Below are 13581 nucleotides of genomic sequence, written 5' to 3' on the forward strand. Positions count from 1 at the left end.
CTCCTCGCGGCCGCCTTCGGCGGCCACTCGGAGGCACGCGCCGACCGCACCGCGGTCTATTTATAAACAATCGTCGTCACTCGCGGACTGCTCGCAGCAGCAATGCGGGGGAAGGGATTCGAACCAGGGAGCGGGAGGTGAGCGAGCGGAGCGAGCGAACGGGAGCGACTGAGGTTCGAATCCCTTCTGTTCTCAGTGCTGTCGCTCACGTATTGTTCGCGACAGCATGCGGGGGAAGGGATTCGAACCCTCGAACCTCTACAGGAGCGGATCTTAAGTCCGCCGCTTTTGGCCAGGCTCAGCCACCCCCGCGCGGATTCGGCTACCGGCGGCGGGGTGAAACCCCTTTCGGAAATCCCTACCAGTCGACGGAAAGCGTCCCGTCGCCGTGCGGGTCCGGCGCGATCTCCTCGTCCGTCCGGCGGTCGACGACGTGGATCACGCCGGCCTCCTTCTTCGCGGGACAGGCCTCGGCCGCGCGGACGTTCTCCTCCAGATCGTCCTCGCCGATGTAGTACGCCTCAGGCTTCGCCATCCCGCTCACGACGTCCATCACCCAGTTGTCCGCGACCTCGGCGCACTTCCCCGCCCCGAAGCACTTGTTCGCCTCGAAGACGATCTTGTAGGGCTTCTCCTCGATCGGCGGCCCCTCGCCGCCGATGTCGCTGGCGCGGAGCACCTCGTCGCCGCCGTCTGTCGCGGCCTCGTCGCCGTCGGCCTCGTCGCTCATGTCGCCCCCTCGGCGGTCGCGGGCCTTTCGTCTGTCGGTCGTTCCCGCGCGCTCGGGAGGGGTGGGGCCGAAACGGGCGAACCCGTCACTCCTCGACGTGGTCCGCGAGCAGCCGCTCGGCGTGGTCGGGCGAGTCGGCCAGTTCCCAGCGCACCTTCGCGGCGTCGCCGTACGCGAGCGCCTCCTTCAGTTCGTCGCGGAGGACGCCCGTGCCGAAGCCGACCGTGTCCCCGTCCGCGTCGCCGAGCTCGTAGAGCGCGTAGCGGTCCGGGGCGCCCCCGACGGTCGAACGGTCGAGATCGCGCCAGGGTTTCGCCAGGCTCATTTCCGTGACTCCGGCGCGGTCACCGATGCGCGTCGAGGCCGTCCTCGGGCCCCTCGACGATCTCGTAGCTCCCCTCGGTCCAGCCGTCCTCCACGAAGACGAACACGCGGCCGCCGGCGACCTCGGGGTCGGCGACGACCTCGTTGCGCTGCCCCTCGCGGCCGACGATCACGCCGGGGAACACCTCGTCGCGCTCGCCGTCCTCGACGATGACGCGGCCGACGCCGGACTCCTCGAGGATCTCGTCGTCTGTCTTGTAGTCGTTCACGTACGTCATCACGCCCTCCGTCTCGGTGGGGTCGGTGACGAGGACGTGGGTCTCTTTGCCGGGGCCGGCGGTCACCGTTCCCTCGGCGGACTCGGGGACGCCCCGGTAGAGGGTCGTCCGGCCGTCGAGGTACTCGACGACGACGCCCTCCTCCCGGAGGTCGACGCCGATCGATGTCGGCGGCACGTCGCTGCGTGATGGCGCGGACATACGCGACGCTCGGAGTGCCGGCCTCAAAAGGGACGCGCTCGGCCCTCGCGCCGGAGCGCACCGGGCGGCTGCCGGACTCGACCGCCGCGCGACGGGGCGCCCTCAGCCGCGAGAATCGGCGTACCACATTTAAGTTCCTGCCGCGGGGAGTGCGTGTCATGGAACGGACGCGACGGACGCTTCTGGGCGTCGGCGCCGCCATCGTCGGGACCGCCGGGTGTCTCGGCGTCGAGGGCGTCGAGTATCCCGACGCCCCCGCCGGCGCCGACGCGCCGGGCGACGGGGACGACCCCGACGGCGACCCGCCCGAGGACGGCCCTCCCGACGACCCGCCAGAGCAGACCGACGGCGACCCGTCGGCCGCGAACGCCGCGCTCGCGGACGCGACCCGCGCGGTCGTCGACGACGCGGTGTGGTTCGCGACCGAGTACCCGGACGCGGTCGCGACCTACCGCGACGCGGTCGCCGACGCGGCCTCGACCGTCCGGTCGGTCCGCGCGACCGTCGACGCGGAGGCGGAAATCACGTCCGAACAGGTCGACGCGGTCGCGGCCGCGGGCGAGACCGCCGCCGACCGCGCGGCCGAGGCCCTCGAACCGCACTTCTCGCCCGGCCTCCGGATCCGCGCCCGGGTCGACCGACACGTCGAGGTTCTGCGGGAGTTCGCGCCCCGCGGCGACGTCGACCGCGCCCTCGAGGAACTCGACCGGATGCGCACCGGTCTCGCGAGCATCGGCACGGCCACCTACGTCGAGGAGGCGTTCTCTCGAAACCCGATACACAATCGACTGTTCCGCCGGCTGTTGGCGCCGCTGCCGCCGGACGACCCCGAACGCGGTCGCGTCACCGGAGGCACGCTCGTCGAACTCGCCGTCGCGAGCCGCGACTTCTCGACGTTCGCGCACCGCCCGTACGACCGCGACGGGGTCGACCGCGACCGGATCCCGCGGATCTACGGCGACGCGTTCGGCTCCGAGCGGCGGCGTGAACTGCGCGCTCGGCTCGGCCCGATCCCGAAGTCGGAAGACCGCACGGAGGAGCTGTTCGTCGCGTTTGCGGACCGCCCTCCCCTGGGGAACCGCCGCCGGGACGCGTTCGAGGGGTGGGCCCGCGAGCTCGACGGAGTCCCGGTCCACGTCCAGCGCTACCCGGACGCCGAGACCGCAGAGGCGCGGCTCTCGACGGCCCTCGACGAGGGGGCGACCGAGGGGCGCGCGCCGATCGACCCCGAGGCCACCCTCGCCGGCTCCGACTTCAGCGGGAACGCGTCCGCCGGAGGGAACGCTTCCGAAACGGACGGCGAATCGGCGGACGGCCCCACCGCCTGGCACCGGTTCTACCACCGCGAGGCGGAGGGCGAACGGTACGGCTTCGACGAGCACGCCGGCGTCCAGTACGGCTACGTCGTCCGGGCGGGCGAGTTCCTGCTCGCGACCGGCTTCTCCGGCGACGCGTGGGAGGAGCGGACCGGCTGGCACGGCCGATTACGGCACGGGTGGGTGACCGGCGCGTGAACGCGAACCAGATCGGCCTCGTGGCCGCGGCGTTCGCCCTCGTCGGCGCCGGCGTCGGCATCGTCGCCGCGGCCGCGACGGGCTGGGCGGAGGCGGCGCTGGCGACCGCCGCGACGGGCGAGACGGCGCGGTTCGGCCCGGTGTTCGTCGCGCAGTCGTACCTCGCGGTGACCGCGACGGTGCTCGTCGCCGCCGTCCCGCTGGCCGGAGTCCTCGGCGTCCTCGTCGGGTCGCGCGCCCGCAGCGTCGTCGCCGCGGCGACGACCTGCGGGCTCGGGACGGGCCTCGGCACGCTGGCGTACGGGCTGATCGCGGTCACGGTGATCGTCGTCTCGCAGGGCGACGCCGCCGCGCAGGCACACGGGCTCGCGGACGCCGCCCTGCCCACGCTCGCGACCGCGTTCGTCGCCGGCGCCGTCGGCGCGTCGACCGGCGTCCTCGGGACGGTGATGCGATGAGCTCCGACCGAGACGGATCGAACCGACCCGACACCCATCGTTCCGGCCGACCGATCCGACGCGCGTCGCGGCGGGGAGTCATCGCGCTCGGCGCCACCGGACTGCTGGCCGGCTGTCTCGTGACCTCGGAGGAAGAGGGCTCCGACACTCGACAGACGGACGACGGAGCGAGCGGCGACGGTTCAGACGGGGGCGGAGGCGGTTCAAGCGAGGACGGTGGATCGGAGGGAGACTCGGGAAGCGACGACGCAGACGAATCCACGCCCGACGAGGTCGGTCCCGATGGATCGGGGCTCGTCGTCACCGACGCGACGGTCCTGGGAGTGAACGAGGGCGGGGGACGGACGACTGTCCGGGCGCGCCTGACCGTCGAGAACGCGGGACGGTTCGAGTACGGCGTCGTCGAGTTCCGCGTCGACGCGTACGCGACGCCGGCGGGGACCGACGAGCGCGAGGCGGTCGGGTTCGAGTACGACACCGAGCGATTCACCGGCGACGACCGGTTCGACGGCTCGCGGCCCCGGCGGTTCACGGTCGAGATCACGTTCCCGGACGATCGGACCAACGTCCGGCCCGACCCGGACCGGTACGCGGTCGACGCCGCGGTCAGGCGCGCCGAGCCGATCTGAGGCGGTGGGTGGGCCCCGATCGCGGTCCGGTCCGCCCGGGAGAGACTCGCCGTGATCGCTACCTCTTTGTCCGCGCTCGCGAGCCGTGAACCCATGGAGGGACGGGCGGCGGCGCTCGGCGCCGGGACGGTGTTGAACGCGCTCGCGACCGGTACGGGCGCCGCCTTCGGCATCGACGTCGAGACGCGCGCGACGGTCGAACTCGACCCCGCGGCGAACGGCGTCGACGGAGAGATAGCCGAGGACGCCGACGCCGACACCGACCTGATCGAGCGCTGCGTCGCGCTCGCGACCGAGCGCTGGGGCGACGGCGAGGGCGGCCGCGTCCGGACCGACAGCGACGTGCCGCTGGCGGCCGGCCTCAAGAGCTCCAGCGCGGCCGCCAACGCGACCGTCCTCGCGACCTGCGACGCGCTCGGCCTCGCGGTCGGCGACGGCGGCCGCGCAAGTGACGACGCGGTCGGTGACGGCGGCCGCGCAAGTGACGACGCGGTCGGCGACGGCGGCCGCGCAAGCGACGACGCGGTCGACGACGACCCGGACGACCCCGCGGTCGACGTCACCCGCCTGGAGGCCTGCCGGCTCGGCGTGCGAGCGGCCCGGGAGGCCGGCGTCACCGTCACGGGCGCGTTCGACGACGCGACCGCGTCGATGCTCGGCGGCGTCACCGTCACCGACAACGACGCGGACGAACTGCGCGTCCGCGAGGCGGTCGACTGGGACGTGCTCGTCTGGACGCCGCCGGAGCGCGCGTACAGCGCCGACGCCGACGTGGCGCGCTGTGAAGCCGTGGCGCCGATGGCCGACCTCGTCGCCGACCTGGCGCTCGACGGCCGGTACGGCGAGGCGATGACCGTGAACGGGCTGGCGTTCTCGGCCGCGCTCGGCTTCGACGCCGACCCCGCCGTGGAGGCGATGCCCCACGCGACCGCCGTGTCGCTGTCGGGCACCGGCCCGAGCGTCGTCGCCGTCGCGGACCCGGCCGACCCCGAGACCGACCTCGACGCGGTCGCCGACGCGTGGGGCGACCGCCCCGGAACGCTGCGACGAACGACGACCAGGAACGACGGCGCGGCCGTCGAGTGAGCGCCAGCGAGTACACCACGGCCCACCCCTGCCACACCACCCACCGACCCACTACCCACCAATGAGCGACACACCCAACGCGGAGGACCGGAGCCTCGACGAACTGCGACACGAGATCGAAGACATCGACCGCGAGATAGTCGAACTGATAGCCCGCCGAACGTACGTCGCCGACACGGTCGCGGCGGTGAAAGAAGAGCGCGACCTGCCGACCACCGACGAGGGACAGGAGGAGCGCGTGATGGAGCGCGCCGGGGAGAACGCTGAGCGCTTCGACGTGGACGCGAACCTCGTGAAGGCGATCTTCCGGCTGCTGATCGAGTTGAACAAGGTAGAACAGCGCGAGAGCCGGTAGCTCAATCGAGGTCGAGACTCAGTTTTAACGCCTCGTCGACCTCGGCCATCGTGGGTCCGTCGAGCGAACCGACGACCGAGTGAATCCGTTTCGGGGCCGAAACGGTTCGGATCTGGTCGAGCCGAATTGACGAGTCGTTTTCGAGCGGTGACCCGTCCGCCTCGACGAACACCTCGAACGGATACTCGCGGTAGGTTCCCGTGACGGGCGCGACGATGGTCGTACTGGAGTTTCGGTTTCCGATATCGTTTTGAACGACTACTGCCGGCCGCGTCTTCTTCATCTCGTGTCGTTCGGCGGGGTCGAGCCGAACGATTACCACGTCGCCCCGTCGCACGTCCGTGCCGTCACTCATCGAGGCGTTCCCACGCTTCGTCGGACGTTCCGCTCCATTCCTCGGCGAGCGCCTCCGCGCTCTCGGAGGCCTCCCGATAGGCGGCCGCCAGCTCGTCGTCGTCCGGCCGGTCGGACTCGACCTCGACGACGGCGACGGTCACGCGCTTGTTCGCGTACTCGGTGCCGAGATACACTCGACCCCGGTCGTCCGTCTCGTTCGTTTTGAGGTCCGTCGCGTCGACTTTCATCGAGGAACGGTACGGACCCGCTGCTAATATGTATTGCCCACTATTACCCACTGAATTCTCGTCGAAGTTACAGAATATCTTATCGATTTCAGCCATCTGAACAAGGTCGAACAGCGGGAGAACCGCTAGCGTCTCCCCAGATCGACGCGGCCGCTCCGACCTACCCGTCCCCGTCGCGGATCAGCATCGTCTTCACCCGGCGCACGGCGTCGAAGTCGCGGAGGCGGTACGTCAGTTCGCGAACGCGCTCGGCGTCCCCGCGGCAGAACAGGGATTCGAGACACCACTCGCCCTGATGGGTGTGGCTCGTGTTGAGGATCACGTCTTGGTACTCGTGTTGGGTGCCGTGGAGCTCTCGGATCACCTCGTGGTGGCGGTAGTCGAAGCCGACGAGCGCGACGACCTCGCCGGTGGTGTCTTCGAGCCGCGAGTGCGACTCGACGAACTCCCGCATCGCCTCCCGCACCGCCCGCGATCGATTCTCGATCCCCTCGTCTCGCCACACGCGGTCGAACTCCGCGACCAGCTCGTCGGGGATGTTGAAACTCGTTCTCATTAGCCCGTCCTCGAACCCGGTGACACAAGAGGCTCCGTATTACGTTTTCCCCGGCTCGGTACTAACAACCGCTAAGCGGCCCCGTTCCCGACGCTCGCACACCGATGCTCTCAAGCGAACTGTTCGGCCCGCTCGCGGGCGCCATCCTCCTCGGCGCGGTCCACGGCGTCGAACCGGGACACGGCTGGCCGGTCGCGGCCTCGTACGCGCTCGATCAGACCAACAAGTGGCTGTACGGGTTCGCGGCGAGCACCATCATCGGGCTCGGCCACCTCGTCAGCAGCCTCGCGATGGTGGCGGCGTTCTTCTACGCGAAGAGCTACTTCGATCTCACGCGGGTCAACGAGCCGGTCACGGTGCTCGGCGGCGTTCAGATCGGCGGCCCGGTCAGCCTCGTCGCCGGCGTCCTCCTTATCGGGCTCGGCGTCCGCGAGTACTTCCACGGCCACTCGCACGGCGCTCCCGGTGAGGCGAACGATCACGGCCACGACCACGGGCACCCGCACGAGGGCGACGACCAGCACGAACACGACCATTCACACGACGGAGCGGGCGACGGCGGCGGACGACTCGCCCGGATAAAAGGCGTGCTCCCGTTCGTCGGCGGTCACTCGCACTCGCACGACGGCTTCGACGAGAGCGCCGACCGGGGGCTCCTCGGCATCGCGTGGTTCGCGTTCGTCCTCGGGTTCGCCCACGAGGAGGAGTTCGAGATCATCGCGCTGTGTGCCGGGTCGAACTACTGTCTCGAACTGATGAGCGCCTACGCGCTCACGGTGATCGCGGGCATCGTCGGACTCACGATGCTCCTGATCGCGGGCTATCACCGCTCCCGCGAGCGCGTCGAGCGGTACACGCCGTACCTGCCCGCGTTCTCCGCGGCGGTTCTCATCGTCATGGGCGTCGGGTTCATCGCCGGCGTGTTCTGAGCCGTCGACGCCCACTCGGGGTTCACGGCGCTATTGGTACGCCTGTAGCCCGGTAATATCCTCGCCGAGGATCAGGGTGTGGATGTCGTGGGTGCCCTCGTAGGTGTACACCGTCTCCATGTTCGCCATGTGACGCATCGGCGAGTAGTCGGCCGTGATCCCGTTGCCGCCGAGCATCTCTCGGGCGATCCGCGACTGGTCGCGGGCGGTGCGGACGTTGTTGCGCTTGGCCATCGAGACGTGCTGCGGCCGCATTTCGCCCGCCTCTTTGAGGTCCGCGAGCCGGTGAGCGAGCAGCTGCGCGAGCGTGATCTGCGTCGCCATCTCCGCGAGCTTCTCCTGTTGCATCTGGAAGCCGCCGATCGGCTTGCCGAACTGCTCGCGGTCCGTGGCGTACTCCCGGGCGGTCTCGAAGCAGTCCTGCGCGGCGCCGACGGCGCCCCACGCGATGCCGTAGCGGGCCTGTGTCAGACACGACAGCGGTCCCTTCATCCCCTCGACGCCGGGGAGGCGGTTCTCGGCGGGCACGCGGACGTTCTGGAGGCTGATCTCGCCCGTGATCGACGCCCGGAGGCTGAGCTTCTCGTCGATCTTGTTCGTCGTGACGCCGTCGCGGTCGGTCTCGACGAGGAACCCGCGGGCGGGCGTCCCCTCCTCGCCGTGGTCCTTCGCCCACACGACCGCGACGTCCGCGATCGGGGAGTTCGTGATCCACGTCTTCGAGCCGTTCAGGACGTACTCGTCGCCGTCGGGCTCGGCCATCGTCTCCATCGCGGAGGGGTTCGACCCGTGTTCCGGCTCCGTGAGCCCGAAACAGCCGACCGCATCGCCGGTGCCGAGCCGCGGGAGCCACTCCTCTTTCTGCCCGTCGCTGCCGAACGCGTGGATCGGGTACATCACGAGGGCCCCCTGAACGCTCGCCATCGAGCGGAGTCCGGAGTCGCACGCCTCCAGCTCGCGCATCAGCAGGCCGTACGCAGTCTCGCTGACATCGGGTAAGCCGTACCCGTCGAGGTTCGGCGCGTAAAAGCCCATCTCACCCATTTTCGGGATGAGGTCCGTGGGGAACGTCCCCTCGATCCAGTGGTCGCCCATGTCCGGGACCTCCCCGTCGACGAACGAGCGCGCGGAGTCGACGAGCAGGCGCTCCTCCTCGGACAGGGTCGACTCCATGTCGAAGTAATCCAGCATACTATCGCTATCGAACCCAAGAATAAATAACCATAGTTGTGTCCGCCACCCGACCGGAGCCGCGGGCAGCGGTGGTCAGGGAGAGACGGGCGACCCCGGCGAGAGGCCTATCGGGAACGGTTCGGCACCGGTCACGCGTCCGCGTGGCACGAGTGGCCGCACGCGGACGTGGAGCCGGCCCGATCTGCGGGTCTCCCACCCGTAGTTTTGTATCGCGGTTACGAGGGGTTCCCCATGGAGTTTCCCGACCGTTCCGAGGTCGACGGGCTCATCGATCCGCAGCCCCTGCCGGAGTTCGCGCGGGTCCGGTACGAGCCGCGGGCCGAGCGCCTTGACGGGGTCGCGGAGACGGCGCGCGAAGAGCTGGACGAACTCGCACTCGACGGCCTCGACTCGGGCGCCACCGTGGCCGTCGGGGTCGGCAGCCGCGGGATCGACCGGATCGACGAGGTCGCGGCGGCGGTCGTCGAGCGGATCGCCGAGCGCGGCTTCGAGCCCGTGGTGGTGCCGGCGATGGGGAGCCACGGCGGCGCGACTCCGGAGGGGCAACGAGAGGTGCTGGCGGCGCTCGGAGTCACCGAGGAGCGCGTCGGCGCGCCCATCGACGCGCGGATGGGAGCCGAGCGGCTGGCGACGGCGGGCGTCGGCGACGCCGACCTGCCGGTGTACTTCTCCGAGGCGGCGCTCGCGGCCGACGCCGTCGTCGTGGTGAACCGGGTGAAGGCTCACACCAACTTCACGGGGGAGATCGAGAGCGGGCTGACGAAGATGACGGTCGTCGGGCTCGGTAAGCAGCGCGGGGCGAAGTCGTTCCACTCGACGGCGCTCGCCGAGGGGTACGTCGAGACGCTGACGGCCGCGCTCGACGTGATCGAGGAGGAGACTCCCCTCGTCGGGGGAATCGCGCTCGTCGAGAACTTCGAGGAGGAGATCGGTCACCTGGAGGCCGTCCCGGCGGGGTCGTTCCTCGCCCGGGAACCGGAGCTGTTGGAGCGCGCGAACGACGAGATGCCGACGCTCCCCGTCGACGACGTGGACCTCCTGGTCGTCGACGAGATCGGGAAGGAGATATCAGGGGCGGGGATGGACACGAACGTCATCGGGCGCTACCGCGTCCTCAACGCGCCCGACCCGGAGACGCCCGACATCGACCTCATCTACGTCCGCGGGCTCACCGAGGCGACGAAGGGGAACGGCAACGGGATCGGGCTCGCGGACCTCACCCGGCGGTCGGCCGTCGACCAACTGGACCTGAAGAAGTCGTACGCGAACGCGCTCACGAGCGGGTCGCTCGCGAAGTCGAAGCTCCCCGTCGTGGCGCCCGACGACGAGTTCGGGCTCCGGACCGCGGCGGCTGCGTTGGGGGCGTACGACCCCGAGACCGCCCGGATCGTCTGGATCCGAAACACGCAGGACCTCGGCGAGTACCGCGTCTCCGACGCCGTGGTCGACGACCTCCCGGAGGGGGCTGACGTGGTCGGCCGCGAGACGGTCGCGTTCGAGGACGGGACGGCGCGGTTCGAGGCGGCGGGCGGCGACGCATCGGGCGCCTGACGCCCAGTACGGCCGCGTCGAGCGTGTCGGTCGCTCCGCCGCTTGCCTGCAAGAAAATGTTTTCACGGCGTACGCGGGATAGGAGAGACATGGACCTACAGATCGACGGGAACGCGGCGCTCGTCACCGCATCGTCCAGCGGGCTCGGCAAGGCATCGGCGAAGGCGCTGGCGCGGGAGGGCGTCGACGTCGTCATCAACGGCCGTGACGAGGAGCGACTGGCGGCCGCGAAAGAGGAGATCGAGGCGGTCGCGACCGGCGAGGTCGTCGCACAGCCGGCCGACCTGACGGACGCCGCCGAGGTCGCCGCGCTCGTGGAGGCGACCGTCGACGAGTTCGGCACTGTCGACCACCTCGTGACGAGCGCCGGCGGCCCTCCTTCCGGCTCGTTCCTCGACACCGACGACGAGGACTGGCAGCACGCCTACGACCTGCTCGTGATGAGCGTCGTCCGGCTGGCGCGGGAGTCGTATCCCCACCTCAAGGAGGGCGACGGCGGCACCATCGTCAACATCACCTCCCGCAGCGTGAAGGAGGCCATCGACAGCCTCGTGCTGTCGAACGCCGTCCGGATGAGCGTCATCGGGCTGGAGAAGACGCTCTCGAAGGAGTTCGCGCCGGAGGTCCGCGCGAACGCCGTCCTGCCCGGTTCCCACGAGACGAGCCGGATCCGGGACCTCGTCGAGGCCGCCGTCGAGCGCGGCGACTACGACTCCTACGAGGAGGGGCTCGACGACTGGGCGGGGAACCCGCTCGAACGCATCGGCGACCCGATGGAGCTCGGTAACACGGTCGCGTTCCTCTCGTCGCCGAAGTCGGGGTATGTCAACGGCACCGCCCTCCCCATCGACGGGGGATCGACCGGAGCGAACCTATGAAGCCGGTCGCGTTCGACGAGGCGGAGACGTACGAGCCCGACGAGGGCTGGCGGCGCGTGTCGATGGCGGGCAGCGACCGGTTCTCCTTCGAGTGGTTCGAGAAGCCGCCGGGGCACAGCTCCCCGATGCACGACCACGAGAACGAGCAGGTGTGCCTCTGCTTGGAGGGCGAGCTGACCGTCGTCTCCGAGGACGACGAGGTCACGCTGGAGAAGAACGACTCCGTGCTCCTGGAGTCGAACGAGCCCCACAGGGTCGAGAACACCGGCGACGAGCGCGCGGTCGGCCTCGACGTGTTCGCGCCCGGACGCTCGTTCGACTTCTGGACGGACCGGGAGGAGTGAGATGAACGGGGCCACCTCGTGATGAAGTACCTCGCACGCACGGCGACCGGGGAGCCGCTGTTGGGCGACGAGGAGGGGTACGTCCCCCTCGGCGCCGTCGAACCGGACCTGGAGACGGTCGGCGACGCGCTCCCCCGGGCGGCCGCGGGCGACCTCGGAGACGCGGCCGACGCGCCCGCCGACCCGGTCCCGGCGGCGGACGTGTCGTTCGGCGCGCCCCTGGAGTCGTTCGGGAAGCTGTGGGGGATCGGCCTGAACTACGAGGAGCACGCCGGCGACCTCGACGAGCAGCGCCCGGACGAGCCGGCGAGCTTCATGAAGCCGCGGTCGGTCCTGACGGGCCCCGGCGGACCGATCCGGCTGCCGCCGGAGTCGCAGAGCGAGCGGGTGACCGCCGAGGCCGAGCTGGCGGTCGTGATGGGTCGAACCTGTCGGAACGTCGATGAAGGCGACGTCGACGACGTGATCGCGGGCTTCCTCCCCGTGATCGACATGACCGCAGAGGACGTGCTCCAGCGGAACCCGCGCTTCCTCACGCGGGCGAAGAGCTACGACACGTTCCTCATCCCCGGCGCCGCCCTCGCGGTGCCGGAAGAGCCGGTCGCCCTCGACGAGCTCTCGGTCCGGACCGAGGTCAACGGGGACGTGCGGGCCGAAAACGAGATCCGGAACATGCTGTTCCCGCCGGCGGAGATCGTCTCCTTCCACTCCGACGTGATGACGCTGGAGCCGGGCGACCTGTTCAGCACCGGGACGCCCGGCGCGGCGCCCATCCACCCCGGTGACAAGGTGCGGGCGGTCGTCGAGTCGATCGGGTCCGTCAGCGCGCCGGTGACGCGGTAGGCGCCCGACGGAGCGACGCCAACCGCGGGGTCGCGGGCGGCTCGCGGCGACGCGCAGCGGGACGATACTGAGCGAGCGAGAACGCGTCGTCGATCGAAACGCGTGCGGGTTCCGAGTGGGGCCGCGATCGCCTCAGCGCCCGCCGTCGGTCATCGCGACCGGTTCGTCGGCGTCGACGTCGCCGGGCGCCTCCGTCGCGGGCTCGTCGCTCGACGCGGGATCGGTCGCGGTGTCGGTGACGCCGAACTCCGTCCAGAGCGTGGCGACGACGACCGCGTACGCGACCAGGTCGTAGTGGACCGCGCCCTCCAGTCCCGTGAACGCGGTGAGGGTGCTGTATCCGTACAGCGCGACGACGCCCCCGACGAACGCGGCCTCGTTGGTGAACCGGCCGTCGCGCACGGCGGCGACCGCGCGGCGGATCGTCGGCCCGCAGGCGACGAGGAACGCGATCCCGGAGAGCGCGCCGAGGTTCACGAAGAAGTGCGTCGTCATCGACGAGTCGAGGATCGACTGGAGGTACTGGACCGTCACGGGGTCGTAGAACAGCCACTCGACGCGAGTCGGGTACAACACCGCGACGTACGGCGTCGCGACCATCAGGCCGAAGAGGACCGCGACCGCGACGCGGGCCGACGCGAACTGCGACGCGCGCCGCGCCTCGAACGCCTCGTCGCCGGGCGCGACGACGAGCCCGCACGATTCGAGCGTCTCGCGCAGCGCGTCGCGCGACAGCGACGGGTCGTGGTGGACGCCCACCGTCCCGTTGCGTCGCGTCGCCGAGGCGTCGCTGACGCCGTCGACGTCGCGCAGTACCGCCTCCAACAGTCCCTCACGGCGGTCGGTGTCGATCCCCTCGACGGAGAACGTGTCGTGGTCGTGGCCCTCCGGGACGCGGGCGACCCGCGGTCCCGACTCGACGGCGTCGCTTGGGGGCGTCTCGCCGCCGGGCGAATCGCCCTCCCCCGCCCCGTCGGGCGCGCCGATTCCCCGTTCGCGGACCACGGCGTCGAGCGGCGTCTCGCCGCCGCGGTGGTCGCTGTCTCGCATGAGAGATACCTACGGTTACAGGAGCTTGAAACTTCCCCCCGGGCCGACGCGTCACGTTCGGCCCCGAACGCGCCCGG

At 70.5% G+C, this 13581-nt stretch carries 18 protein-coding genes and 1 tRNA gene; 10 read left to right on the top strand and 9 right to left on the bottom strand.

Features of this window, described 5'->3' with window-relative positions:
* Positions 1-227 precede the first annotated feature (227 nt).
* The 4 genes from C466_RS03190 to C466_RS03205 form a co-directional block, all read right to left on the bottom strand.
* A tRNA-Leu gene (locus tag C466_RS03190) sits at positions 228-312 on the bottom strand.
* A 46-nt stretch (positions 313-358) separates the two neighbouring features.
* Positions 359-730 carry a ferredoxin gene (locus C466_RS03195; RefSeq protein ID WP_004596745.1) on the bottom strand — a complete coding sequence of 124 codons (372 nt, stop codon included), beginning with the start codon at positions 728-730 and terminating at the stop codon, positions 359-361.
* Positions 731-815: 85 nt separating this feature from the next.
* Complete coding sequence (locus tag C466_RS03200; RefSeq protein WP_004596742.1) at positions 816-1055, bottom strand: DUF7508 domain-containing protein; 240 nt, start codon at positions 1053-1055, stop codon at positions 816-818.
* Positions 1056-1074: 19 nt separating this feature from the next.
* On the bottom strand, positions 1075-1533 hold the full coding sequence (locus C466_RS03205; protein WP_007345187.1) for a DUF5796 family protein: 459 nt from the start codon (positions 1531-1533) through the stop codon (positions 1075-1077).
* A 158-nt stretch (positions 1534-1691) separates the two neighbouring features.
* On the opposite strand from C466_RS03205, the gene C466_RS03210 reads away from it, so the two are divergent.
* The 5 genes from C466_RS03210 (at position 1692) to C466_RS03230 (ending at position 5575) form a co-directional block, all read left to right on the top strand.
* Positions 1692-3047 carry a hypothetical protein gene (locus C466_RS03210; RefSeq protein ID WP_004596738.1) on the top strand — a complete coding sequence of 452 codons (1356 nt, stop codon included), beginning with the start codon at positions 1692-1694 and terminating at the stop codon, positions 3045-3047.
* Positions 3044-3505 carry a hypothetical protein gene (locus tag C466_RS03215; RefSeq protein WP_004599565.1) on the top strand — a complete coding sequence of 154 codons (462 nt, stop codon included), beginning with the start codon at positions 3044-3046 and terminating at the stop codon, positions 3503-3505. Before C466_RS03210 ends, C466_RS03215 begins: the two co-directional genes overlap by 4 nt.
* Positions 3502-4134, top strand: coding sequence for a hypothetical protein (locus C466_RS03220; RefSeq protein WP_004596734.1), 633 nt, complete (start codon positions 3502-3504; stop codon positions 4132-4134). The genes C466_RS03215 and C466_RS03220 overlap by 4 nt, the downstream gene beginning before the upstream one ends.
* A gap of 93 nt (positions 4135-4227) precedes the next feature.
* The gene (locus C466_RS03225; RefSeq protein WP_004596732.1) at positions 4228-5220 is read left to right on the top strand and encodes a shikimate kinase; all 993 of its coding nucleotides are present in this window, start codon (positions 4228-4230) and stop codon (positions 5218-5220) included.
* 61 nt (positions 5221-5281) lie between these two features.
* Complete coding sequence (locus tag C466_RS03230) at positions 5282-5575, top strand: chorismate mutase (protein WP_004596730.1); 294 nt, start codon at positions 5282-5284, stop codon at positions 5573-5575.
* 1 nt (position 5576) lies between these two features.
* On the opposite strand, the gene C466_RS03235 is transcribed toward C466_RS03230, so the two are convergent.
* The 3 genes from C466_RS03235 to C466_RS03245 all read right to left on the bottom strand — a co-directional run bounded on the left by C466_RS03235 (position 5577) and on the right by C466_RS03245 (position 6715).
* Entirely contained in the window at positions 5577-5930 is a 354-nt protein-coding gene (locus tag C466_RS03235) for a type II toxin-antitoxin system PemK/MazF family toxin (RefSeq protein WP_004596728.1), read from the bottom strand.
* Positions 5923-6159, bottom strand: a complete 237-nt coding sequence (locus C466_RS03240) for a hypothetical protein (RefSeq protein WP_004596726.1) — start codon at positions 6157-6159, stop codon at positions 5923-5925. Before C466_RS03240 ends, C466_RS03235 begins: the two co-directional genes overlap by 8 nt.
* Before the next feature lie 160 nt (positions 6160-6319).
* Positions 6320-6715, bottom strand: a complete 396-nt coding sequence (locus C466_RS03245) for a CopG family ribbon-helix-helix protein (protein WP_004596724.1) — start codon at positions 6713-6715, stop codon at positions 6320-6322.
* 104 nt (positions 6716-6819) lie between these two features.
* Here C466_RS03245 and C466_RS03250 point away from each other — a divergent pair, with 104 nt between their 5' ends.
* Entirely contained in the window at positions 6820-7644 is an 825-nt protein-coding gene (locus tag C466_RS03250) for a sulfite exporter TauE/SafE family protein (RefSeq protein WP_004596722.1), read from the top strand.
* A 30-nt stretch (positions 7645-7674) separates the two neighbouring features.
* Here C466_RS03250 and C466_RS03255 read toward each other — a convergent pair whose 3' ends face one another.
* Positions 7675-8835: an acyl-CoA dehydrogenase family protein gene (locus tag C466_RS03255; RefSeq protein ID WP_004596720.1), complete on the bottom strand. Its 1161-nt coding sequence runs from the start codon at positions 8833-8835 to the stop codon at positions 7675-7677.
* Between the two features lie 234 nt (positions 8836-9069).
* Between C466_RS03255 and C466_RS03260 the strand changes: the two genes are divergently transcribed.
* From C466_RS03260 to C466_RS03275, 4 genes are all read left to right on the top strand, one after another.
* Positions 9070-10389, top strand: a complete 1320-nt coding sequence (locus C466_RS03260) for a nickel pincer cofactor-dependent isomerase, group 22 (RefSeq protein WP_004596719.1) — start codon at positions 9070-9072, stop codon at positions 10387-10389.
* Positions 10390-10478: 89 nt separating this feature from the next.
* Positions 10479-11267, top strand: coding sequence for an SDR family oxidoreductase (locus tag C466_RS03265; RefSeq protein ID WP_004596717.1), 789 nt, complete (start codon positions 10479-10481; stop codon positions 11265-11267).
* On the top strand, positions 11264-11611 hold the full coding sequence (locus C466_RS03270; protein ID WP_004596715.1) for a cupin domain-containing protein: 348 nt from the start codon (positions 11264-11266) through the stop codon (positions 11609-11611). Before C466_RS03265 ends, C466_RS03270 begins: the two co-directional genes overlap by 4 nt.
* A 21-nt stretch (positions 11612-11632) precedes the next feature.
* Positions 11633-12454, top strand: a complete 822-nt coding sequence (locus tag C466_RS03275) for a fumarylacetoacetate hydrolase family protein (RefSeq protein ID WP_004596713.1) — start codon at positions 11633-11635, stop codon at positions 12452-12454.
* A 132-nt stretch (positions 12455-12586) separates the two neighbouring features.
* Here C466_RS03275 and C466_RS03280 read toward each other — a convergent pair whose 3' ends face one another.
* Positions 12587-13504, bottom strand: coding sequence for a hypothetical protein (locus C466_RS03280; RefSeq protein ID WP_004596712.1), 918 nt, complete (start codon positions 13502-13504; stop codon positions 12587-12589).
* Positions 13505-13581 lie beyond the last annotated feature (77 nt).

Origin of the sequence: Halorubrum distributum JCM 10118, assembly GCF_000337335.1 — an archaeon.
GTDB classification, from domain to species: Archaea; Halobacteriota; Halobacteria; order Halobacteriales; family Haloferacaceae; genus Halorubrum; species Halorubrum distributum.